The 25,519-nt window shown below is 39.0% G+C and carries 14 protein-coding genes; 5 read left to right on the top strand and 9 right to left on the bottom strand.

Annotation, left to right across the window (positions count from 1 at the left end):
• The first annotated feature begins 512 nt into the window (after positions 1–512).
• From CA265_14215 to CA265_14225, 3 genes are all read left to right on the top strand, one after another.
• Positions 513–4,553 (top strand): hypothetical protein, encoded by a 4,041-nt coding sequence (locus CA265_14215; GenBank protein ID ARS40748.1) that lies wholly within the window; start codon positions 513–515, stop codon positions 4,551–4,553.
• Positions 4,554–4,761: 208 nt separating this feature from the next.
• Complete coding sequence (locus tag CA265_14220; protein ID ARS40749.1) at positions 4,762–6,459, top strand: hypothetical protein; 1,698 nt, start codon at positions 4,762–4,764, stop codon at positions 6,457–6,459.
• Entirely contained in the window at positions 6,452–7,588 is a 1,137-nt protein-coding gene (locus tag CA265_14225; protein ID ARS40750.1) for a hypothetical protein, read from the top strand. Before CA265_14220 ends, CA265_14225 begins: the two co-directional genes overlap by 8 nt.
• Positions 7,589–7,666: 78 nt before the next feature.
• Here CA265_14225 and CA265_14230 read toward each other — a convergent pair whose 3' ends face one another.
• The 6 genes from CA265_14230 to CA265_14255 form a co-directional block, all read right to left on the bottom strand.
• On the bottom strand, positions 7,667–9,076 hold the full coding sequence (locus tag CA265_14230; GenBank protein ID ARS40751.1) for a sialate O-acetylesterase: 1,410 nt from the start codon (positions 9,074–9,076) through the stop codon (positions 7,667–7,669).
• A 12-nt stretch (positions 9,077–9,088) separates the two neighbouring features.
• A complete protein-coding gene (locus CA265_14235; GenBank protein ID ARS40752.1) occupies positions 9,089–10,600 on the bottom strand; it encodes a sulfatase in 1,512 nt (503 codons plus the stop codon).
• Positions 10,601–10,786: 186 nt separating this feature from the next.
• Positions 10,787–12,901: a G-D-S-L family lipolytic protein gene (locus tag CA265_14240; protein ID ARS40753.1), complete on the bottom strand. Its 2,115-nt coding sequence runs from the start codon at positions 12,899–12,901 to the stop codon at positions 10,787–10,789.
• 804 nt (positions 12,902–13,705) lie between these two features.
• Complete coding sequence (locus CA265_14245; protein ID ARS40754.1) at positions 13,706–15,217, bottom strand: hypothetical protein; 1,512 nt, start codon at positions 15,215–15,217, stop codon at positions 13,706–13,708.
• A 97-nt stretch (positions 15,218–15,314) separates the two neighbouring features.
• On the bottom strand, positions 15,315–17,573 hold the full coding sequence (locus CA265_14250) for a hypothetical protein (protein ARS40755.1): 2,259 nt from the start codon (positions 17,571–17,573) through the stop codon (positions 15,315–15,317).
• A gap of 132 nt (positions 17,574–17,705) precedes the next feature.
• On the bottom strand, positions 17,706–18,728 hold the full coding sequence (locus CA265_14255) for a DNA polymerase III subunit delta (protein ARS40756.1): 1,023 nt from the start codon (positions 18,726–18,728) through the stop codon (positions 17,706–17,708).
• A 235-nt stretch (positions 18,729–18,963) separates the two neighbouring features.
• Between CA265_14255 and CA265_14260 the strand changes: the two genes are divergently transcribed.
• Positions 18,964–19,422 (top strand): restriction endonuclease subunit R, encoded by a 459-nt coding sequence (locus CA265_14260; GenBank protein ARS40757.1) that lies wholly within the window; start codon positions 18,964–18,966, stop codon positions 19,420–19,422.
• Positions 19,423–20,058: 636 nt separating this feature from the next.
• On the top strand, positions 20,059–21,039 hold the full coding sequence (locus CA265_14265) for a hypothetical protein (GenBank protein ARS40758.1): 981 nt from the start codon (positions 20,059–20,061) through the stop codon (positions 21,037–21,039).
• Between the two features lie 69 nt (positions 21,040–21,108).
• Here CA265_14265 and CA265_14270 read toward each other — a convergent pair whose 3' ends face one another.
• The 3 genes from CA265_14270 to CA265_14280 form a co-directional block, all read right to left on the bottom strand.
• Positions 21,109–22,302 carry a hyaluronate lyase gene (locus tag CA265_14270; protein ID ARS40759.1) on the bottom strand — a complete coding sequence of 398 codons (1,194 nt, stop codon included), beginning with the start codon at positions 22,300–22,302 and terminating at the stop codon, positions 21,109–21,111.
• 332 nt (positions 22,303–22,634) lie between these two features.
• On the bottom strand, positions 22,635–23,999 hold the full coding sequence (locus CA265_14275) for a hypothetical protein (GenBank protein ARS40760.1): 1,365 nt from the start codon (positions 23,997–23,999) through the stop codon (positions 22,635–22,637).
• Between the two features lie 95 nt (positions 24,000–24,094).
• Positions 24,095–25,450 (bottom strand): oxidoreductase, encoded by a 1,356-nt coding sequence (locus CA265_14280; protein ID ARS40761.1) that lies wholly within the window; start codon positions 25,448–25,450, stop codon positions 24,095–24,097.
• Positions 25,451–25,519 lie beyond the last annotated feature (69 nt).

The raw sequence follows: 25,519 nt of genomic DNA on the forward strand, positions 1-25,519 counted from the left end.
AGGGGTTGTTTTCTATAAATAGCATTACAAATCGAAGGAAATAATACCTTCATCGTTCAAACCAGACAGCAGTTAATTCTAAGCAAAAACGACAGCGTTATTTAACCGCATTATTTTTTAAATACCATAAAATCCGGGGCTGGGCAGCGGGCGAAGGCAAATCCTTCTATAGAAAAAAATAATCTTTTATAAAAACACCCCTATATATTTAGAATTGCAACACCTCTTTATTATCCACTGTGATTATTTTAGCATAAAAAAGCGATGTGTAGTGAAAGAAACAATTCCTTTATCACTTAGATTTAGTTCCCTTTGAGTTTTATCCTTTGAGCAGCTGTATCTGCTTATCATTTCTGAACTAAGGGTAGCGGAATGGGTACTTTCCTGGAAGATAATTTTATAGATAAATTGGGTATTTCTTATAAAAATTTAGTTTATTATTGTACTAACTCCCTAACCAATATGTTACTCTCGTGCTAAAGTTTACTTACAGCTTTATAAGTGCAGTAGTAATGACGTTCATTGCTGTACTCCTATCTCCCTTGCGAATCAGTGCGCAGCAGCAAATTTATTTCGACCATTTTAATGTTGAAAAAGGACTTTCTCAAAACTCCGTTTTAACTATTATCCAGGATAAAGAGGGCTTTATGTGGTTTGGCACACAATATGGCTTAAACAGATATGATGGCTATCGCTTTAAAATATACCGCAACACCGGTTTAAAAAATGCCATAAGCGCAAATGAAATAAATTATTTGTTTAACGACCGGGAACAAAACCTGTGGGTGGCTACGTCTAATGGATTAAACAAGTATAATCCTGAAAAAGATGCGTTTGAAAAAATCGTTATCAATAGCTCAAAAAACTGGCCTGGCAGCCATGTTATTACCTGCATCTATGAGGATAGTAAGTCTAACTTATGGATAGGCTCAATAAATGGTCTGACTAAGATGATTAAAAACCCGCCCTACAAATCGGAGCTTTTTCTCAAATCAGGATTAAATGGTTTGGCCTCAAACGAAATAAAAGCGATATCCGAAGATGATTCGGGCAAAATCTGGGTGGGCACAACTAAAGGGCTAACTGTTATTGATAAGATAAACGGCCATTATGCATTTAAAACCTATCAGGCAGATGGCAAACCGGGCAGCCTGGCCGACAATTATATCACCACAATTGTTACCGACAAACAGCACCGCATGTGGGTTGGAACGCAAAGCGGTGGATTTAGTACTTTCAATAAAAAAACGAATGCATTTGTAAATTATAATAACGGAAAAAATGGCGCTGTAAATGATAATATCAGAAAAATGATATTTGACAATAAAGGAAACTTATGGATAGGCTCTTTAGAAGGATTAATGATTATGAATCCCTCAACTGGCAAAATCTCATCTATTAAGCACGATACAGAGAACCGAAAAAGCTTAAGTCAAAATTCCGTCTATAGTTTATTTATGGATAAAGCTAACGCTATTTGGGTGGGCACTTATTTTGGCGGGGTAAATGTAACCTACCCCACTACTACCGTCTTCAACAATTTTCAAAACGGACATATAAATCCAGCTTTCAGCGACAATGTGGTGAGCTCTGTTTTAGAAGAAAATGGAGGCAAAAATTTATGGATAGGAACTGAAGGCGGCGGATTGAACTTTTATGAAAAATCATCTAACAAAAACACTTTATACAAAAACATTCAGAACAACAGCAGTAGCCTTGGCTCAAATCTTATTAAGGTATTATTAAAAGATAAAGATGAAAATCTGTGGATTGGAACCCATGGTGGCGGTTTAAATTATCTAGCCAGGGGCAGCAACGTTTTTAAACGGTTTTTATACAGTGCTGAAGACCAGATTGCAACCAGCAGAGAAATACCTGCGCTGGCAGAAGATAAAAAGGGAATCATTTGGGTAGGCACACAGAACGGGCTGTACAAAAGCAATGAATTAAAAAATATATTCACACGTTATAATGTAAAAACAGCTTCAGGCATCATTGAAAAGCCATCCATAAAATGTTTGTTAAATGATGCAGAAGACAATCTCTGGATGGGCACCACCTCAGAGCTCTATATCAAACCCAAAGGACAAGACAGGTTTGCCCCGGTTTTGCAGCGCATCAAAAACATCAGGCCCAAAATAAAATACATCAACACCATTGCACAAGATTCGAAAAAGCAAATTTGGATTGGTAGTTATTATGGTGGCCTATATTGTTACCGGTCCCAAAATAATACCCTAGAAATTTTTACGGAAGAAAACGGTCTGCCGAGCAACAATATCCAGGCAATTTTGGAAGATGATAGCCATAATTTATGGATTAGTACGAGTAACGGCCTTTCTGTATATAACCCCGGAACCAGGCACTTTAAAAATTATAATACGAGTGATGGCCTGCTCAACAATGTTTTCAATAAAAATGCAAGGCTAAAAAGCGTAAATGGAGCGCTTTACTTTGGTGGTTATAACGGTTTAACCAGTTTTTATCCGAACAATATCCAGAGCAATAATGTGGCCTCACCAGTTGTTTTTACAGATTTAAAACTGTTCAACAAATCGATAAGTGCGGATGATGAAAGCGGTTTGCTAAAAGCCGACATAAATTTTACAAATAAACTGGTATTAGCTTATGATCAGAATACATTAACCATCGAATTTGCCTTATTAAATTTTATTAAATCAGGAAAGAATCATTTTGCCTATAAACTGGATGGCTACGATAAAAACTGGAATACGGTTAGTGTGCCTGCAGCTACCTATACAAACCTGCCTTCTGGTTCTTATACCTTTTTGGTTAAAGGCATAAACAATGATGGGGTATATAGTGCAAACATCGGTCGGATTGAAATTGTAGTGAACCCACCTTTTTACGGAACCTGGTGGGCTTATCTATTTTATTTCTGTGTGGCAGCAGCCATTTTAGTTATCATTATCCGCTATTTATTAATTAGGGCCATATTTGAAAAGGAAAAAGAAATTAACGAACATAAACTCGAATTTTTCACCAATATTTCTCACGAGATACGCACACCACTTACGCTAATTGTTGGACCATTAGAAGACTTGATTGAAACCGAAAAAGATAACCCTGAACTTTATAGATCACTTCAACCCATTAAAAATAATGCCGACCGTTTGATGAACCTGGTTACCGAATTACTGGATTTCAGGAAAGCTGAAAGCGGGAAAATGCCATTACATGTCGGTTCAGGAAACATTGTTAAATTCTGCCGCGAAATTTTCATGGCCTTTCAGAACATGGCCATTTCCAAGCAAATTGAATATAATTTTGAAGCCGATAAAGAAGAAATACAACTATACTTCGATAAGGTTCAACTGGAGAAAGTGTTTTTCAATTTACTTTCTAACGCTTTTAAATTTACACCTAAAGAAGGTAAGATTAATTTTAAAATTGAGGAAAGCGATCATTTAGTCACGATTAAAATTTGTGATAATGGACCGGGTATTCCACTGGCTGAACAGGAAAATTTATTTGAGCGCTTTTATCAGGCAAAATCAGCCAGTACAATTGGTACGGGTTTAGGTTTGTCTTTTTCGAAAAGCATTTTAGACCTCCACCATGGAAATATCACTTTTGAAAATATTCCGCAAAATGCAGATGCATCCGGGCTCACCTGTTTTAAAGTAAGCCTGAAAACCGGCAAAAGCCATTTTAAGGAAAGTGATTTTATCACAGATGCTGTTTACGACCATGATGAAGCCAGGTATGGCAACTTCTTAACAAATGCTGTAGAAAACGAAAGCGCAGGTGAAAATCTGGTATTAGCCGAAGAACAAAGTTATCATGTTTTGCTGGTAGAGGATAATGATGATGTACGTTCATTTCTTAAGAAATCGCTGCAAACAAAATATCATATACATGAAAGCGAAAATGGCTTAAAAGGATTGGAAAAGGCTTTTGAAATCATCCCTGATATTATTATTAGCGATGTAATGATGCCTGTATTGGATGGTTTGGAACTTTGCCGCCGGTTAAAAACAGATGAAAGGACCAGTCACATTCCAATTGTTTTATTAACAGCAAGGTCGGCCTATGTCCATCAGGTAAATGGCCTCGAAAATGGGGCAGACAGCTATATCATGAAACCTTTTAACTTAAAGATTTTGCAACTCCATATCCAGAATCTTTTAAATGCCCGCGAAAAGGTTAAACAAAAATTTGCAGGCATCATTCAACTCGAGCCTAAAAATCTGCTTGTTAATACCACCGAGCAAAATTTCCTGCATAAAATTATTCAAATCATTGAAACAAAAATGACAGACCCTGATTTTGATGTACCCATGCTGTCCTCAGAAATTGGTATGAGCCAACCAACCCTTTACAAAAAAATCAGGGCCCTGACCGACTTATCTGTAAATGAATTCATCAAGTCTATCCGGTTAAAAAGGGCAGCTCAATTACTAAAACAAAAAATTGGTAACATATCAGATGTGGCGTATGCTGTTGGCTATACGGACAGGAAATATTTTAGTATAGAATTTAAAAAATATTTTGGCAAATCACCAACCGAGTTCATACAGGATGAACTTTAGCGGGTTCTTCATATATGGAAATTGTGATCCAGATCGCCCATGATCCCCCATTTCCTATTTTTTAAAAATCGTTTAAAATCCTCCTTTCCGGTTAAAGATTTAAACCTAAGCTAAACCTATCTATTTCGTTACACAACAGCAAACGTTTGCGTATACGGGCTAGCCTGAAAATGGCATTTTTTTAATCAGCAAATTACTATTTTGGAGGATGAAATATCTATTCTTATTCTGTTTCTTAGGTTTTTATCTAACCACTGAGGCTCAAAACAGGCCTAATGCTAATATCGATTGGAGCAAAGTTAACCCTGGATTACAGGTTAGTTTTGCCTCTTCAAATATACGTTTTGCAAAAGAAGCGCCGCCTGAAATAGCGATGCAGAAAACATGGTCGACAAAAGCATGGAAAGGTGAAAAAATAAACACCCAAGTGTTGTTGTGGAGCGGAGCACAAACAAAATCGATCAAACTACAGGTTTCTGACCTGAAAGATGCACAAGGAAATGTATTAAAAAAAGAAAACATCAGCAGCGGATTTTTAAAATATGTAATTACCGACGAATTTAAAGGTGGTTGTGGTTACCGGAAAGCAAAAGATTTCGATTCTTCTTACGTAGCCGACATTATAGATACTAAAACCGCAGCGCTTAGCCTGTCAAAAAACAATACCCAACCGGTTTGGTTAAGTATAAAAGTACCGGCAAACGCTAAAGCAGGCAGTTATACTGGTCAGATTAAAGTAATTGGCGATAAAGAACAGGTGTTACAAATTGCGGTTCAGGTATTAGACAGAACGCTCCCTCCTGCCAGCAAATGGAAGTACGATTTAGATCTTTGGCAACACCCACGGGCCGTCGCGCGTGTACACAATGTTCAAACCTGGAGTGCCGAACATTTCTCCTTAATGAAAGAATATTATCAAATGCTGGCCAATGCAGGGCAAAAAACAATCACAGCCAGTATCGTAAACGAACCCTGGGGCCATCAAACTTTTGATGATTATCCGAGTTTGATTAAATGGACCAAAAAGAAGGATGGCAGCTGGAAATACGATTATAGTTTATTTGATAAATACATCGCATTTGTACTGGAATGTGGTATTACAGACCGTATAAACTGCTATAGTATGGTGCCTTGGAAAATTGCCTTCACCTATTATGATGAAAATCTTGGGAAAGAAGCTGTACTTAAGGATGCCATTGGATCGGAACCTTATAATCGTTTCTGGAAAACCATGTTGGTTGATTTCACTGCGCATTTAAAACAAAAAGGATGGTTTGCCAAAACTTATATTGCGATGGATGAAAGGCCTATGGAAGCCATGAAAGCGGTGATCAAATTATTAAAAGAAACAGATAAAGATTGGAAAATAGCACTTGCCGGCGATTACCATGGCGAGATAGAAGGTGATATCGATAACTATTGCATCGCATCGAAATGGGACTTCCCTGCCGAGGTACTGCAAAAGCGTAAGCAACAAGGCAAAATTAGCACCTGGTATACTTGCTGCACCGAACCCTATCCAAATGCTTTTACCTTCTCTTCACCAGCAGAACAGGTTTGGATGGGCTGGTATTCGGCTAATAAAGCCATGGATGGATATGTAAGATGGGCTTATAACAGCTGGACAAAAAATCCGCTGGTGGATAGTCGTTTTACGGCCTGGCCAGCTGGCGATACCTACCAAATTTACCCAGGTCCATTGAGTTCGGTTAGGTTTGAAAAGCTTATTGAAGGCGCCCAGGATTTTGAAAAGATTTTGTTATTGAAAGCGCAGTATACTGCCAATAAAAACACCAAACAACTTCATGCGCTGAATAGTGCATTGGCCACCTTCGACATTAAATTATTGGCAAACACCTCTGCAGATGAAATGCTGCAAAAAGTAAAAAACCTGTTAAATGACTAAGAGCATAAGTTTAAAGATTCAATTTTTGGTATGTACGTTGTGCTTTTTTAGCGCATCTTACGCACAAAAAAACACCGATTTTAAGTGGTTTAACCCACGATCTAATGATTACACCACCTTAAAAGGTAAGGCCTGGCAAAATACCGATAGTGCAAATTATTTTACCAGAATACCTGCAAAAGCCGAAAAAAATGTACGAGATGCGGTGTGGAACCTGGCCAAGAATACCGCAGGCGAATACCTTGATTTTGTAACCAATGCCAGCCAAATCCGGGTTAACTATCAGGTAACCGGAGGAAAAAGCATGGAAAACATGGTGACCATTGGGGTTAGCGGCGTAGACCTCTATGCACAGGACACCAAAAATAACTGGCATTGGGTTAAAGGGGCATACAGTTTTGGTGATACCATCAGTTTTAAATATCAAAACTTCGACAGTACGGTAAATATTAAAAAATATCGCCTGTATCTTCCACTATACAATACACCGAAATGGCTTAAAATAGGGGTAGAAAAGAAGTTCGACTTTAAGGTAGAAATGGCTGACGAAAAATTGCCACTGGTTTTTTATGGTACCTCTATTATGCAAGGTGCATCGGCCAGCAGGCCAGGTTTAGCCTGGTCGAATATATTGGGCAGGAAATTAAATAAACCTGTAATTAACTTAGGCTTTTCGGGCAATGGCCGCCTGGAAAAACCATTGATTGATTTAATTAATGAGATTGATGCGCAGCTTTTCGTTTTAGACTGTCAGCCTAATTTACACGACAAAAAAACCTATAGTGAAACCGAGATTGAAACCAGGATTGTTAATGCGGTAAATGATCTTAAACAAAAACACCCTAAAGTTCCGATTTTGCTGGTCGAACACAGCGGTGGTTTGGCTCACCTCAATTTAGACTCGGAATTAACCGGCAGGTATATCTGGACATCAAAGATTCTGTCCAATACTTATCAAAAATTAAAAAAAGAGGGTAACAAAAATATTTTCATCCTTACTGCCCAACAGATTGGTTTTACCGATGAGAGTACAATTGACGGCACCCATCCTAACGATTTAGGCATGATGCAATATGCAGATGCTTATCAAAAAATAATCAATAAAATTCTGGGACAAAAGAACCAGTAAATACAAAAAGCAGTTGGTGTAGAAATACCAACTGCTTTTTATTTATTCAATAAAACAGATTAATTCTTGTTGCTTGTATTACTTTTTGATTTTGCTGGTATCAACGTCCCAATTATCGGTTCTGAAAGGGGCTACAGGTAAACCAGCTTTACTAAAGAGATTGCCTATACCTGCATTGCTAAATTGATAGCGCACCGCGGCAGGGGTTTTTACCTGTCCGTTTGAAACAAAAAGCTTATTACCTTTTACTTTAACCTTTGCCGGATAAAACAGCTTATCTGCACCAGCGATAAAAATTTCCTTTGGCGTATCTCCTTTAATTGTCAATCCACTTTCTGCATTATCGAATTCGATTACGATATCGCTTTTTTCTACTGTAAAGGATTTAAAAAGTGGATTTTTATAACCTGCTTTTTTCTGTCCATAGGTTTCGGCCAATGCTAAATTTGCCAAACGTAAGCCTACATCTTTTTTATTGTTAGGGTGAATATTTAAAGTATCGCTAACCAGATCAGAAATAACAACCATACCCGTTTTTGATGTCGAGAGGTTCCTGGTTTGCGCCTCCCGCACCAATGCCCCAACATTGTATTTATCGTATTTAAAAGGGGCGATCTGCACGTAATAAAAAGGGAAATCATTGTTCCAGGACTTGCGCCAGGCACCTAACATCGTGTTAATTAATTCGGTATAACTTGCAGGCGTATCTCTGTTACTTTCGCCCTGGTACCAAATGGTTCCTGCAATGCTGTAATTAACCATAGGAGCAATCATGGCATTGTAAGTATAACCAGGTGCTACCGGCCACCAGGCAGTAGGTGCATTTTTCGTTGCTGCGTCTTTCAATACCGCATTATTTTCTACCAGTTGCTCAGGAGTCCAGGTTTCGGCAGGAGTACCACCCCAATTGCTGTTAATCAGACCTATAGGGATATTCAGGTCCTGGTTGAGGTGTTTACCAAAGTAATAGCCTACTGCACTAAAAGTTTTTAAGCTATTGCTGTCGCAAACGGTCCACGTGCTATTGATATCATCCTGAGGTGTTTTTGAAGTGGTTTTTGGCACATTGAATAGTTTGATATTCAGTTTGCTCAGGTGTTCGAACTCTTCTTTAACGCTTTTAATTCCGGTACTGTAATTCCATTCCATGTTCGATTGCCCGCTACATACCCATACCTCTCCTATCCATACATTTTCGAGTACAATTTTGTTTCCAGCCTGAAAAGTGATATTGTACGGACCGCCAGCCTGTGGGGTTTTCAGCTCAACCTGCCAGGCCGCATTTCCATCAGCACTAACTTCGGTAACCTGATTATCCCAGGATGTGGTAATTTTTATTTTCTCTGCAGGCGAAGCCCAGCCCCATAGTTTGGTCGTCGATTTTTGTTGCATTACCATATTGCTGCTTAAGATACCCGGCAGGCGGATATTGGCATGAAGTGATAACGCTAAAAAGCTGAGAATAATGGAAAATATTGTTTTTTTCATCTTGAGTAATATTTAAAGTTTTGCCATAATGCTTTTGGCATCCTGGTCTTCATATTGATCGATAAGCTTGTTTAATTTGCCTTTTAGCTGGGTAACAATACCTTCGTATCCTTTTTTGCCATATAAATTATTTTCTTCTGAAGGGTCATTTTTCAGATCGTATAACTCCCAGGCATTAACACGTTTATAAAAGCGGATTAACTTATATCGTTCGGTTCTCACACCAAAATGCGGTGATACCGAATGTTCTCCATTTTCATAATAATGATAAAACATGGCATCCCTAAAGGCCACTTTTTTTGATTGAAACAAAGGCAGCATCGATTTTCCCTGCATGGCCTGTGGTATGTTAAGTTTTGCGGCATCGAGCAATGTTGGTGCAATATCCAGATTCATGACGAATGTTTCACTTTTGCTACCTGGTTTAATTACGCCTGGGTAACTCATTACCATGGGTGTTCTGAAAGATTCTTCATACATAAAACGTTTATCAAACCAACCATGCTCACCTAAATAAAAACCCTGATCTGAAAGGTAGATAACAATGGTATTTTTCGTCAGATTGTGTTTCTCAAGGTAATCTAGTGTACGGCCAATGTTTCGGTCGAGCGATGCAGCTGTGCTTAAATAATCGCGCATATAACGCTCATACTTCCATTCTACCAAAGCCTTACCGGATAAATTCCGGCTTTTTAAATCTGCTTCAATGGGTTTATAGTAAGCATCAAACCTCGCTCGTTGTGCTACATTCATTCGGTTAACGCTACCCTCTCCATTTTTACTGTAAGAAAGCATTTTCAGATCGTAGCCCATTAACATGGTTTTATCAATCGTCATATCCTGTACTTTTGCAGCTTCCCGGTTTACATAATTGTCGTAAAAGTTTTTAGGCATAGGGAATTTTACCTGATCAAATTTCCCCATATCAGTCGTATCAGGAAGCCAGGTACGGTGTGTGGCTTTGTGTCCTATAACCAGGCAAAACGGCTTTGACTGGTCTCTGTTATCTAACCATTGTTCAGATGCATCTTCAATTAAATTGGTTACATAACCTTCTTTGTGTACCGCTTTACCGTTCATATCGATAAAATCGGGGTTGTAGTATTGTCCCTGATCTGGCAGGATGCTGTAATAATCAAATCCCTGAGGTTTATCACCCAGGTGCAACTTGCCTATCCACGCGGTTTGATATCCGCCAGCCTGAAGATGTTTGGCGAAATTATCCTGACCATGATCAAAATGAGAGGTCTCGTTATCTTTAAAGCCATTTTTATGACTGTATAATCCAGTTAATATAACTGCCCGGCTTGGCCCGCAAATAGAATTGGTTACATAAGCTTTGTTAAAGGTTACGCCCGATTGGGCAATACGATCAATATTGGGTGTTTTAGTTAATTTACTGCCGTAACTGCTTATGGCCTGAAAAGCATGATCATCAGAAATAATGATTACAATATTGGGCTTTTGCTGGGCATAGCTTAATTTACAGAGTAATAGTGCACTGATTAATATTATTTTTTTCATTTGTGGTTTGATATAGATCGTATTTAAAAGGTTTGTTATTACATTTTCAGGTCTCCCTTAGGCAGGATGACAATTCTACCTTGATGATACCTACCCGTAAATTTACAATCTAATTTTAATACCCTTTCATTTCGCCTGATGAAAGTATCTTAAAGGCATCTATTGTATCCTATTTATCATAAACACTCATTTCTCAGCTAATAACTTTGTAATCATTGGTTTTAAAGCCATTGCCCAGGCCTTGTAGCCGTCTGCCTGTAAATGAATGCCATCGCTTCCATATTTGGTGGGATCTAAATCGCCATTTGGCAATAAAAACGGAGAGGCAATTGATTGGTAAGTATAATTTTTGCGCGGCAGTTTAGCCAGTAATAAATGAACCTTTTCATACTTCAATCTCCTTTCATCATCTCTTTTTATCCCAACAGGCAAAGGCCCCAATAAAAGCACCTTGGTTGAAGGCATATTTTTGCTGGTCCAATCGGTTACTTTGCTAATGGCTGCTACAATTTCTTCAGGACTATCGCCTGCACTAATGTTGTTCACACCAATCATCACCACCATTACCTTTGGTTTAGCTTTTGCATAATTGCCATTTTGCAAACGCCATAATATATTTTGGCTTCTATCGCCAGAAATACCTGCGCTTTCCCATTTTAAGTTTACAAAAACACTATCAAAAGCTTTAAAGCCGGGTTTATAGGTTACCGAAGTTCTATGTCCACCGGTGCCCTGGGTAATCGAATTGCCTAAAAAAAGAATATCGAGGTTTTTCTCGGCCAGCAACAAACTATCTATATTTTCATGCTGTGCCCACCAGTCTTTACCTAGTGTCCAGCCTGCACCCGATCTGTATTCTGAGCCTGGAACCGCAATCGCTGCGAAATTTACCTTCTGTCCGGTTGCCCTTAAAATAAAATCGGTAATGGGCGTAGGATTTGGCAAACTATGCGGATGATGGTTAACATTTGCTTTATGGATTACGGTGATATTGCCTCCGTTTTCACGTACTATTTTTTCGAAAGGTGTGGTATTTTCGGCAATAGGTACCACATCATCCACATCTCCTACCACATGCAGCATCGGGAAACCCAGTTTGGCAATTTTTGCGGCGTGATCTAAGGGGCTGTTTTTAAAATTATCGGCCTGTGTTTCTGTAAGGTTATAATCTTTTTTAAAATCTTCCCAGGGCTCTTTTGCTCCTGCATTTCTTTTCTTGCCCGGCCAGCTTTTTAAATCGAGTACAGGCGCATCTGCATAAATACAAGCTACTTTTTCGGGATTGGCCAGGGCCCAATTATACACGTAAACACCACCACGACTCATACCTTCTAAAGCTACTTTTTTCGAAAGTCCGCATGTTTGCATCAGGTTATAAAACTTATTCCACAAGCCAACGGCTTCGGCATTGCCAAAAAGCTCTGCGACATCGCAGTAAACAATATGAAAACCACGTTCCAGTAAAGAAACATCTGTTTGTGGTTCATGCCCCCAGAAACGGGCACGCCATACCCAAGGATGGCCTTTCGCCACCACCTTTGGTTTAACCACCTTACAATCACGCCCGTTAAATTTAAAGCTGGCACATTCAAAGCCATTAAATTCAGTGATATTTTTGCCTTCCTTTATTTTAGAAAAAATGTCGGAATTTTCAGTTCTGTTTTGAGTGATGGCTTCATATAACCTGGTTGCAATAATAGAAGCACCAATTGATGCAGGATGGATTTTATCCGGAAACATACCTTCCTTATCAACAAACAGCGGATGGAGGTTAATGATTTCCAGTTTTTCACGATACGCTACATGCTGTATCATTGGGATAATCCGGTTCACCAGAACAGGATCTGAAATGTAAGTGGTATCGGTAGAAAATGCAGCGACAGGGGCAACTAAGATAATGCGGGGTTTAGTTGATAATTGCCTAAAGCTGTTAATCAGTTCCTTGTACGTATTTTCAAATTCATCATATCTGTTTCTATTTTGTCCTTTACTATCGTTGGTACCTAATTTGATCAGTACGATATTGGGTTCGCTCTTTAAGGCATCGGCGTATGCTTTGGTTTTCCAATAAGGATTGACGGTATTTTTTAACACGGTAGCGCCGCTATGACCGAAGTTCATGACCTCGTATCCACTGCCTAACATATTTTGCAACTGTGCCGGGTAACTGTTTTTTTCGCGGTTGGCAATGCCCATGCCATAGGTGATACTATTGCCTACGCAGGCTATTTTTATTTTTTGGGCAAAGCCTGAAGTGCTGGCTACAACAAATAAAATAGTGGTAAAAATTATGGTTTTCATCCGTGAGTAACTTGTTTTAGTGGTGATGAGGCTATTATGGTTAAATAGTTATTCTGTTTTGGTAGTATTTTCAAAAATAATTGTTTACAAAAAACAATAAAAAGTTTAGCGCAACTACACAAATATACATAGTTTAAAAAAACTTTTACTGCTCCTTATCACTTTTTTAATAAAGATGATATCACATTGTGCAGCAATAAGATCGCAATTGAAAAGCATACAAAGATTAGGTAAGATTTTAATTTCATGATGTATGTTATAACTTTTATAATTAAGACAATCTAATCAAAAAACCTAAACCTGTTTTCTTTTAAAAGCTTCAAAATCCACTCATTTTCTGATTGAACATGATACATTTTAACGAAATCAATTATGGGTTCATCAGCACTTGCTCAATCAACAGACCTATCAGCTTTGTGCTTACAGTTTTAAAAACCTGTGCCCTTTGATTAAAAAACTGCTTAAATTTCATCAATTATCATTCAGCAGGATAGATGCAAATGCTTAAAAATTTTGCTTTTAGAGATCATAATTACAATTAATTGGGATACAGGCTAAAGCATTCATGGAATCTATCGATCCATTCATAGAGTGTTTATGCCTATTCATCTATTATCTATTTCAAGAAATACTAATATGTGCTACGTTTGTCATGATCATATTAATGCAATACACAGGTAACTAAGCTAATAAAGGGACACTAGGGATGGAATCCACTTTTTAGTTACATTCTTACTGTGATGTTAATAATGACTATAGAGGGGGCATTCCGGGATGATTTCGCCCCCTCTGCTTTTTTTAAGATTATTTACTTATCGCTCTCAATCCTTTCGATTTCCGGTCTGCAACAGAAAAATGGCTAATCGAAGGGATGCCTTTTGAAGAAATAATATTCAACCTGATTTTTGAAGCATTTACATATTCAGGCAAATTGATAATCTTACAGGCTTCTACCCTTTCGCCGGTATAAATGGTTTGCCATTCACCATTAAAAACAGCTATACTATACTGCTGAATGTGGAACTTACGGATAGATGAAAAGCCATCTTTAAGATCAATCATTTCCGGTTGCTCCATTAAGGTAATCCTGTTTATTTTTTTCGGACCTTTTAAATCCATGGTTAAGGTTGCCGTGGTATCGCCAGCCGTCCACCAGGTTTCTAAACTGTAATCGTTGGCTTTCTCTGGTGCATTCTTTTTATCTGCACTCGAATTGGATGCTTCAATAGGTACATTGAAAGCCAGATTGGTATAACCACCCGGCAATTGATTTTTACCATTCCTAATGCCTATCCTATCTGCCAGTGCTAAAATCCGTAAACGTTCATGCGCCCTGATTTGTCCGTGCTGATCAGGCGGAACATTTAAAATCATGATATTGTTGTTGGCCGTTGTCCAATAGAATAACTCTTCCAATTCATCTACTCCGCGTGCAGGTAACATTTCCTTTTTCTGGAACCAGTTCCACCGATCGGATAAACACAAGGTATGCTCTAATATTAAATAATGCGAAGCACCGTCGCGCGTAAACATTTTGGGGTCGTCCCATCGTGCCAGATTCGGATCCTTAGTCCTAAAATCAACTGGCCACCAGCGGATAGGGTCGCCTTTCTGCATGTCGGTCGGGTTTTGTATGGCCGTAATTTTCTCAGGCTTACCAATGGTATGGTTTACGGTAATTAAACAATTGGGCTGTAATTTGCGGATATGACTGTAAAGCTCAGGAATATGCCAGTCGGCATCTTTTTTTGCCCAGCCTCCATCGAACCAGATTTCACATATCTTACCATAATTGGTTAATAGTTCAGTTAACTGGTTTTTCATAAAGTTAACATAAACCTGCGGGTCAGGATTGTTATGCGCAGGTTCATGCCGATCCCATAACGAATAATAGAAACCCAGTTCGATTCCATATTTTTTACAGGCTTTAGCTACTGCAGCAACAACATCTGTTTTTACAGGTGATGATGCAACATCGTAATCGGTATACTGACTATCCCATAAAGCAAAACCGTCATGATGTTTGGTTACCAAAATAACATACCTAAACCCAGCTTCTTTTGCCGTTTTCACCCATTGATCGCAATCTAATTGATCAGGCCGGTAAGAGGAAACAGGTAGTTTGCCATCAGACCATTCCACTTCATTAAAGGTATTTAAGCCAAAGTGCATAAACATGCCGTATCCCCGTTTAATCTGGCTAAGCTGTAAGGCTGATGGACTTTGTGCTTTTAGCGAACAGCTTATTAATATCAAAAACCAGCTTAAACCTATTGATGTATAACTTGCTGCTTTTTTAAATCTGATTTTACGCATGGGAATGGTTGATATTTATAGTTTTGTTAATTTAACCGCAAAGGACGCAGAGTGAAAGCTCAGCATCCTTTGCAGTTAATTCATTTTTACTAAAGTATTATTCGTAACCGTTTTCAAAAACAATGGTCTGTTGTTTTTTCAGGTTCACTTCGGCAATTCCATCATCGCCCATTTTCACCGTTCCAACAGGCAGATTTTTTACCACATAGGTTTTAAAAGGTAGTTTAATCCGAAGTACACCTGCTTTTTCTGCATACACTTTTACTTTTGTTGGCACACCGTTTTCTTTATTACCACTTACTAAAAAGGCACCTTCGGTACGCAGGTTATTAAAAGTAACATCCTTCCAGCTTTGTGGTACAGCCGGAAATGCCTGTATATAACCATTTCTGCTCTGTAATAAAAGCTCTTGAACGCCCTGTGCAAAAGCAAAATTGCCCTCTAAGGTAAACGGACGATAGGTAAAACCAGAGTACTGCCCCCCTTTCTGATCGCCGTTTAAGTGGAAACTATTTGGTGAGCAGAAATTTGAAGCAAAAATTTCCAGTTGTTTCGCGGCTTTATCAGCCTGGTAAGCTCTCGCATATAAAGAAGCCATCCAGCTAAAAGAGTAACCACACCATGCCCTTGTACCAATTTCTTCTAACTGTTTTAAGGAGTTCTCAATAATGGTTTTATCTTTTTGATGGTTAACATCTAATAAGTCGAGCGGATAAATGGCCATATATTGCGAAAAGTGTCTGTGCGAACTCGTTAAGTTAGATCCGGGTGCTATCGTAAAACCGGTTTCATTTATTTCATAATCGGGCAATTGATTTAATATTTCTGCCCAATGTTTACTTTCGTCTATTTTACCGTTTGCCTTGCTTACTTCTGCAGCTGCTTTAAATAAAAATTTTGCTAAACCTAAATCAAAATTCGTCCAGTTTAAGAACCAGGCTTTAATACTGTTATCGTTATACTCCGGACTAGAGCTCAGTGGTAATTTTCTTTTACCATCTTTTAAGCGCGTTATATTTTCGAGATAGGTTGCCGCTTCATGGATGTACGGATAGGCCCTGGTTTTAAGAAAAGTATCGTCCATGCTGTACTTCCACTGCCAATAAAAATGCTGCGAGGTCCATGCACTTACCGTTGGTGAAAGCGCATATTGGATCCATCCACCCATTGGGTCGCCATTTAGTGTAATTACGCCTGGAACATTTAAACCTTCAACGCCAAAATATTGCTTCGTATAAGTCAGATTACGTTCTCTGATTTTCCATAACCAATCGGTAAAGGTGGCACCTTCGGCCAGGTGGTTAGCGGTATAAGTTGGCCAATAACTCAACTGGGTATTTAAGTCGTTATGAAAATCGCCTTTCCAGGGTGGTAAGCTCCCGTTATCAGCCGTCCAAACAGCTTGTAAAGTGATGGCTGGCGCACCTTTTCTGGCTACGCAACCCAATTTGTATAGTTCTAAATAATACTGTTTTTGTATGAGTTGATCTGGCACGGAAATACTCGATTTATTCCAGAAATCCTTCCACCATTTGGTATGTGTACCCCAGCTGGTAGGCTCTTTAGCGGTTGAAGAGATAACAGCTAAGGTTGCCGATTTATCATTGCTGATGGTCCAGGAGCCGATTACATTGCCATTGGCCATTTTTTTCCATTGTACCAACACTTCATAATAATGACCTTCGTAAGTAGGCTGATGATATCGGATACTATTTGCAGTATGGGTAACAGTTCCTTTGGTATAACCCAGTTTCTGTAAGCCTTCGCCTGCATGGCTGTTATCACCTTTTTCTGTTACATTATTGGCGTAATTATGCACAATTAAGTTCGGTAAGATGGCCGTTGATTTAAGATTTTCAAAACTAAAATATCCTTGTTGCTGGGCGGCATGGATATAACAGTTAAAAACGGTACCATTTTCGAATTTAACGGTGTTTAAAGCCGTTTCGATATCCAGCTCATTCGATACCACTTTACCTAGTTTAGCAAGATCGAATTCCATTGCTGCAGCAGGCAACTTGGTTGGATAGGGACTTCTGTCATAGGGTTCATCGCCTATTTTTTGAACGGCAGCGTAGTTGTTTTTGAGAACCTGCTCTTCTACCCATTTAAAGTTAAGCTTCGAAATATCCAGCGCTTTTCGTTCATCCCACAGATCTGCACGATCTAATGAAAGGCGAAGTTTATTGTTTTTTTCCCAGATTAAAACACCTAACATACCGTTTCCCAAAGGCATGGCTTCATCCCATTTGTTGGCGAGTTTAGGAAAGGAAAGATTATAAGGTTTTAATGATTGTGCAAAGCCTGCGCCAGAAAAGCACAGGAGTAATAAAACGATGGCAATTTTAGTTTTCATTTGTGTTTAGAAATGGTTAGCACTTGTATGTGTATCAATTTCTAAAATAATGATATTAAATTACAATAAAACGCCTAAAATTTACGCAAACGTTTGACAGTGAATATAGAACAGGCTTTTGCGAAAAAAAGATTAGTGCACTATTTTGAAAACGAGTTCTTTTAAAAGTTCTCCGTCATCAACATTGCCGGTACTATCTAAACCTTTGCTTTTTAAATCGTACTCGCGGAGGAGGCCAATTACCTGGAAAACTTTTCCAGTGTTGTAATTTCTTGCCGCTACCTCATAATCTTTGATAAAAAATGGAGGCACCCCCAAAGCTGAAGCGGCATCGGCTTTATTGGGGATATAGTGGTATTTTAGCAGTTTAGTAAAATACCCCCCTAAATTGGCCAAAACCATTACTGTTGGATTGGCTTTAGGGTTACTGGCGAAATAATTGATAATTTTATTACATTTTAATACATCGCGGATGGCTAGTGCTTTCTGCAATTCGAAAACGTTATATTCTTTACTAATGCCTATGTTTTTCTGAACCAGATCGGTATTAATGGTTACCTCTTTTGAAACATTGAGCATTAACTTTTCGATCTCATTGGCAATTTTAGAAAGATCGGTTCCTAAATATTCGGCCATTAAAGCCGATGCCTGCTGATCGATTTTGTAACCTTTATCTTTAATAAATTCATCAATCCAGGGCACCAGTTTATAATCGCGGACCGGATCTGACTGAAAAATCAGTCCGCTTTTATTAATGGCCTTATATATTTTTTTGCGTTTATCGAAGTTTGCATACTTAAAAGCCAAAACTAAAATGGTACTCGGTAAAGGTTTTTCGAAATAATTGAGTACAAACTCGCCCTCTTTGCTACTCGAATCTTCTTTACCCCATTTTAAATCCTGTGCTTCTTTAACAATGACCACCTGATAATCAGACATCATTGGGTAGCGCTTCGCTGCCCCCAGAACGGTAGCCATATCGGTATCTTTTCCATATAAAACGGTCTGATTGAAGCCTTTTTCGGCATCGTTCAATAGTTTATCCTCAATATAATCTGTTACTTGATCGATATAGTAAGATTCTTCGCCATGTAATAAGTACACGGGTTTGAATTTGCGGGCTTTGATATCTTTAATAATTTCGGCAGCAGTCATTGTTGGTAAAATTACGATTTAGGTTTAAGGATTTGGGTAAATGTTTATAATTTAAGATATGAGATTTGAGATGTGAGCTACCAGATTTGAGATACCAGATTTGAGGCATGAGATAGTAGGTGGGTGTTTTCCTTGCATATCTTAGAATTAATTAACTTTGGCGCTGTAAAAATTGACAGATTGCTTTATTTACAGAAAACTGAATTGTTAACTACCAACCGAAACTGCCAAAGAAATGTTTACGCCTACCCCGCTTAACCTTCCGCCCTATCCTTTTAAAATTACCCAGAAAGATGACGTGGTTTTTATTTTCGATGAGCTCAGGAAGAAACATCTGGTACTTACGCCCGAAGAATGGGTCCGGCAGCATTTTATACAGAACCTGATTTTGGAAAAGAAATTTCCGCGTACGTTAATCCAGATTGAAGGTGGTTTGGTTTTAAACCAATTACAAAAGCGGAGCGATATTTTAGTATACAATACTGCAGGCGAAAAGCTGATGTTAATTGAATGTAAAGCACCAAAAGTAAAAATTACCCAATCGGTTTTCGATCAGGCATCGCGGTACAACTCCATACACCAGGCAAAATGGATCGTGCTAACCAATGGTTTGCAGCATGTTTATGCCAGGATGGATACGGAAAAGGGTAGCTTTAATTTCGTACAGGAAATGCCTGAATATTTGGGATTATAGTTTTTTTTTGCCACGGAAGCACGGAAAAACACGGAGTTAAATTTTTACGAAAGATCTGTAGTCTAAGAACATCTGCTCATTGGAGAAAATCATTCATAGCATGTACGGTGATTTGATGGAAATCAGGTACAGTAGCCTTTAGGTTTATCCATCCCCGCTCCCGCTTCTCCCGACTTTATATCGGGATCCTGCTTTGATCGGGTTTAGGTGGCACAGCCAGCAAAACCATTAGGGGTTGCATAGCGCAAGAATAACGTCTTTTTTCTAAATCATCCGATTCATCTATCGGAGTGTCTCACCGACCGAAACTAAATTGCCACGGAAACACGGAAGCACAGAATAGCATTACCTATTTTTATCATACTATTCAACCCTCCATAGCAGCAAAAACCCTCCGACTTTAAACCTGATTGAAATGAAAAGCCCGCAGCGTAGCGAGGACTTGTAATGAAAAGCAGGACGAACTTTAAAAAGATTTACAACAACTGCTTTCCAAAAAACATGAAAAGATTTGTTTCACAATTAAGATACTTTGAACCTTATCAAAGCACGCCAAAAACAGTCCTTTGACAAGCTCAGGATTGTAGATGTCAGATAATTCGGTAACAGAATCATAATTATTAAATTGATTCTGTTATGCCAATAAACACTAATGATTTTACTGTTGAACGGAAGTATTTAGATACTTACCGTTTTATGATCAGGGAGTACGAGCTGATCAAGCAAAAGTCTCATCCCGAGTATCGTTTTGTAGAAGATCTCTATCGAGCGTGGGGTACTAACCGCAAGAGTTTCCTTAAATATTATAACCGCTTTAAACAAAGTGGAAAGGACTGCGACCTTCTTCCACGCAAGCGTGGGCCTAAATATCGCACCAGGCGACCTTTTCAATTTATAGAAAACCAAGTGATTGAGCTACGACAAAAAGGGAATTCGAAGCATGAGATCGTTAGAATCTTAAAGCCGAAATTGCATAAATTTACTCCATCGGCATCCGGGGTTTACAATATTAGTAAGCGTTATGGCCTTAATAGGCTTAACCTAAGGATGAAGGAGAACAAAAGGAAGATCATTAAGGAAAGAATGGGACAACTTGGACACATTGACTGCCATCATCTTGACAAAGCTATATTAAGAGGACAAAGCCGTAAGCTCTATCTGGTATGCTTACTGGATGACTATAGTCGTCTGGCCTGGGCAGAGGTAACAGAAGATATAACTTCACTAACGGTGATGTTTGCTACCATGAGATGCATCAATATGCTACAGAGTGAATATGGAATAAAATTCGAAGAAATCATCTCTGACAATGGACCAGAGTTTGGTCAACGACAAAGCCAAAATAAAATGAACCATCCTTTTGAACGCATGCTTATCGAATTGGATATCAAGCATAGATATACTCAACCTTACAGGCCTCAAACCAATGGAAAGGTGGAAAGATTCTGGAGAACATTAAAAGAAGATCTCATCGAAGAAACTGATTTTGATAGCATTGAGGAACTTCATGATGAATTATTTCAATATATGCTTTATTATAATCAAGAAAGACCTCATCAAGGAATAGGAGGAATAACACCCATTGAAATGGCTAAAAATGAAAATCAAAAAAAATAATAAATTAATAATAATCTAAAATCAAATCTGTTACCGAATTACTAAACCTTTACAAGGATGACACATGAGCTACACGCTATATTCTTTCTTCCAAACCTGCTTATTACCAGTATAAATCGCTTCGTTACACATGGCTACACATATAGCCGCCTGGGTGCCGGTATTGATGTTCGATGCAGGTTCCTTTTTTGTAGTAATCGATTTATAAAATTCATCTAAGGCATAATTTGTACCATCGATGGTGGCTTTATCCAAAATCGGGATTCCGCCATCTTTATTCACTACAATTTTTGTGGCTCCGGTTACCCCATCAACAATGCCCAATTCTTTTTTAGCACTTTCTTCGGGATAAAACAAGCCCGTATTGGTAAGCAAAGAAACCGAACCTTTGGTGCCTTTTATTTTAAACAGATAACCATCATGTGCATTGCCGCAAGTGGCTCCAAAGTTGCCGATCATGCCTTTTTCGTTATAACGGAGAATGGCCTGAATATTATCGTAGGTTTCGCGCCCGTCTTTAAACACGTCTATCCCACCTGAGCCCATAATTTCGTCGGGTTGTGTTTCGAAAGCCCAGTTGATAAAATCGATCTGGTGCGATAAAAGTTCAGCAGCTAATCCGCCGGAATATTCCTTGTACATCCGCCAGTTAATTTTACGCTCTAAGGCGGGATCAGGAACGGCTCGGCGCCAGTTACCATTGCGGTCCCAGCGGCAATCGATCTGACTAACCTTGCCTAAATAACCACTTTGAATCATATCCTTCACCTTAAAATACAAAGGCGAATAACGGTATTGATACCCCACCTGAAAAACCTGATTGGGATATTGTTTTACCAGTTTTTTAAGTTCGAGTGCCTGGGCAATACTGTAGGTCATGGTTTTTTCTACATACACATGTTTGCCGGCCAGCACGGCATCTTTAGCAATTCTGAAATGCTCGCTTAAAGGGGTAGCAATAAAAACCGCGTTAATGGTTTTATCGTCTAAAACTTTATGGTAATCTTTTATGGCTTTTGCATCAGCGGGAACGTACTTTTCGGTTTCCTTAAGCCTAAAATCGAGTAAATCGCAATAGGCTTTAATTTTATATTTTGCAGGCATTGATTTAATTACCGACAAAACACCTTTACCGCGATCGCCACAACCAATCATGGCCACATTAATGATTTCATCGGCTACTAAACTGGCAAACCCCTGGTTGCCCAAAAATAAACCAGAACCTATTAAAGCAGATGTTTTAACAAAAGATCGACGATGCATGGTATGTTAATATTTTTTTTCTTTAAAATGATGATTTGGAGCGCCGGGATAATGCTTCTATTAAGCGATAGTCCCGCCAATGCTACAATCTTTTTGTTGCCGCATCTGCAATATTAACAAAAATGCAACAAAAAGTATTTTCGCGTATGTCGGGGCTATTTAAATCTTTTAGTGCCTTTAGGTCAGTTTGTAGTGCAAACCATTAACTATAAACCCGATTGAGCTAAATAGCCCGCATCCCGATTTTCATCGGGAGCGGACTATATGCGAAAGCGGGGCTGCTGGCCGCCATATTGAACCAACGCTCATTTTCAAATAAATAAAGCTCAGCCTTACAATGTTTTAATTTTAATGGTCCTGAAATCCACCTTATTACCATGATCCTGAAGAAGGATATGCCCTTTTGGTGCCTCACCAAAGTTTTTCCAATCTTTATATTTACTGATGGCAACCAGTTTTTTAAATTCTTCTGAGCCACGGGTATATTCTAAAACTTTTACGCCATTTAAATAATGTTCTACCTTGTTATTCGGGTATACCACCAAACGGCCATTGTTCCAGCTTCCGATTGGGCGCAGGTAACGGGCTTCTTTTTTCGAAGTCATTAAATCGTATAACGATGCCAAAGTGCGGTTTCCATCTCTGCCCAATTTTGCATCAGGATGCAGTACATCATCTAAAACCTGATACTCCAAACCAATAGCAGAGCCAGTATTTTTTTCGCTCAGGGTAACAAAATATTTTACGCCACTATTGGCACCCGGAGTCAGCTTAAATTCGAAGGACAGATCAAAAGCGGCATATTCTGCTTTGGTTACAATATCACCTCCATTGGTTGATTCAGCACCTCCTGATGGTTCTACACTGATTACACCATCGGCAATTTTCCATCCTTTGGCAGGGAAAGTAGTTTTATAAGCACCAACCCAGCCCGCATGGCTTTTACCATCGAACAATAATTTATAACCTTCTGATTTTTCGTAGGCAGATAAGGTATTTGGGGTTAAATTAACGGTATAAATTCCTTTTGGAAAAGCTTTGGCTTTTAAACCTTCGGTTTGAATATTGATGTTCTTGAAATAAACTTTCTTGCCATCGTTATCTAAATTAGCGCCAATTCCGTGAACCTGCAAACCAATAAACCCTGATTTATCCAAGGTATCGATCACATAGGCAACTGGTGTTCCATTTACCCAGGTTTTAGTTTCGTTGCCAATACATTCTATTTTGTAATGGTTAAACTCATTCTTTTTATACAATGGTTTTGCTGATGGATTAAGTTCTAAAGGATATAGCCATAATCTTCTGGCTTCGTCGTAAATTCCACCTGTCCATGCGCGGGGTGTGGGATCTATTTCCATCTGTCTGCCAAAAACCAATCCTTTACCGTTATTCCCTTCTGGTTTAATATGGCTGCGTGTTTGCACCCCCGAGTTGGTGGTTTCGCCTTCTAATTTTACATCAAGTTCTAAAATGAAATCGCCATATTCTTTTTCGGTGATCAAAAATGAATTTGGTGTGCCTTTGGTCATCGTTCCGATAATCATTCCATCTTCAACTTTATACGGAGCAACACCTGCAACGGCTTTCCAACCGGTAAGTGTTTTACCGTCAAATAAGGGTTTGGCTTTTTGGGCAGCAGCTGATAAACTGATTAGCGAAAGGGCTAGAATACTATATTTTTTTAAATTTAACATGGTTGGTTTTTTCTTGCCGTCATTGCGAGGAAGAATGACGAAGCAATCTTTCTGGAAGGTCGATTGCTTTGCACCCCCAATGACGATATTGTTTTTTAATATTTAAATACTTTTCCGTTTGCAATTACTTCTTGTCTGCTTTCATCGAAAGTAGCTTTCGCGCCTGTCCTCACAGCAGCATTCGTCATGATATTGGCAATAGAGTGCGAATAACCTGCTTCAACAGGCGCATTTGGTGTTTTACGGCTACGCACACATTCCATCCAGTTACGCATATGGCCAGAGGTTAAGGCATCACCACCCATATTGGCTCCGGTTGCAGCTTTAATTTCGCTTTTACTTAAATCAAACTCAGGCAAAAGATTGGCTTTCAACCCCATGGCTGCAGCTTCTTTTTCTTTTAAACCACCTTTCGGCGATACTTTATTGGTCATCAGATTCAACTCACCACCGTTCGAATAGTAAACCTCGCCTACATCACCCACACTATTTTGCATCCGCGAGGTGAAAGTAACCTGAAAACCGTCGGTGGTATCGGGCTGGCCATAATCGAATACAGCAACCATCGAATCCCAGTTTCTGCGGCCATCTTTCCAGGTGTAAATACCGCCGTTGGCCACTACACTTCGTGGATGTTTTAAATTGGTAAACCAATGTACCGTATCAATCTGGTGCGACATCCATTGCCCGGGCATTCCCGACGAATAAGGCCAGAATAATCTATATTCCAGGTATTTTCTCGGATCGAAGGCTTCAACCGGACGATTCAACAAGAAACGTTTCCAATCGATATCTTCTTCTTTTAATTTGGCTACCAAATCGGGCCTGCGCCACCTGCCTGGCTGATTTACATTCCAAACTAAATCGACAGCCGTGATCGGCCCAAATTTTCCATCCTGAATAAATTTTGCAGCATTGGTATAATTCTCCCCACTTCTTCGCTGCGAGCCAATCTGTACAATCTGTTTACTCGCCTTAACGGCTTTAAATGCAGCTTTGGCATCGTCCATGGTTTCGGCAAAGGGTTTTTCTACGTAAGCATCGCAACTGGCTTTTACCGCTTCGATGGTGTGAAGCGCATGCTGAAAATCGGCCGTACTGATAATCACCGCATCAAGATCTTTAGTTGCATAAAGCTCATCATTGTTCCGGCAGGCTTTAATATCGTGACCAAATTTTGCTTTTAAATGGGCAATTCCTAAATCCCTCCGGTAGTTCCACAAATCAGAAAGGCCAACGATATCGAAATTCAGCTCCTTGTGGTGGTTCATAAAACAAGGCAACAGCGTTTCTTTAAAACGATCAGAAAATCCAACAACACCAACACGTACCCTATCGTTTGCACCAATAATACGACCATAACTTTTAGCACTCATACCCATGGTACCTGCATAGGTGGCCGCAGCAAATATTGCCGATTGCTTAATAAATTTTCTTCTGGAATTTTCCATTTACGGATATTAGGTTAGATTATCGCTTAACTGGTTTGCCATTTGACAAACTATTTTAATAAAACCTAA

The sequence above is a fragment of the Sphingobacteriaceae bacterium GW460-11-11-14-LB5 genome (assembly GCA_002151545.1).
Lineage (GTDB): Bacteria > Bacteroidota > Bacteroidia > Sphingobacteriales > Sphingobacteriaceae > Pedobacter.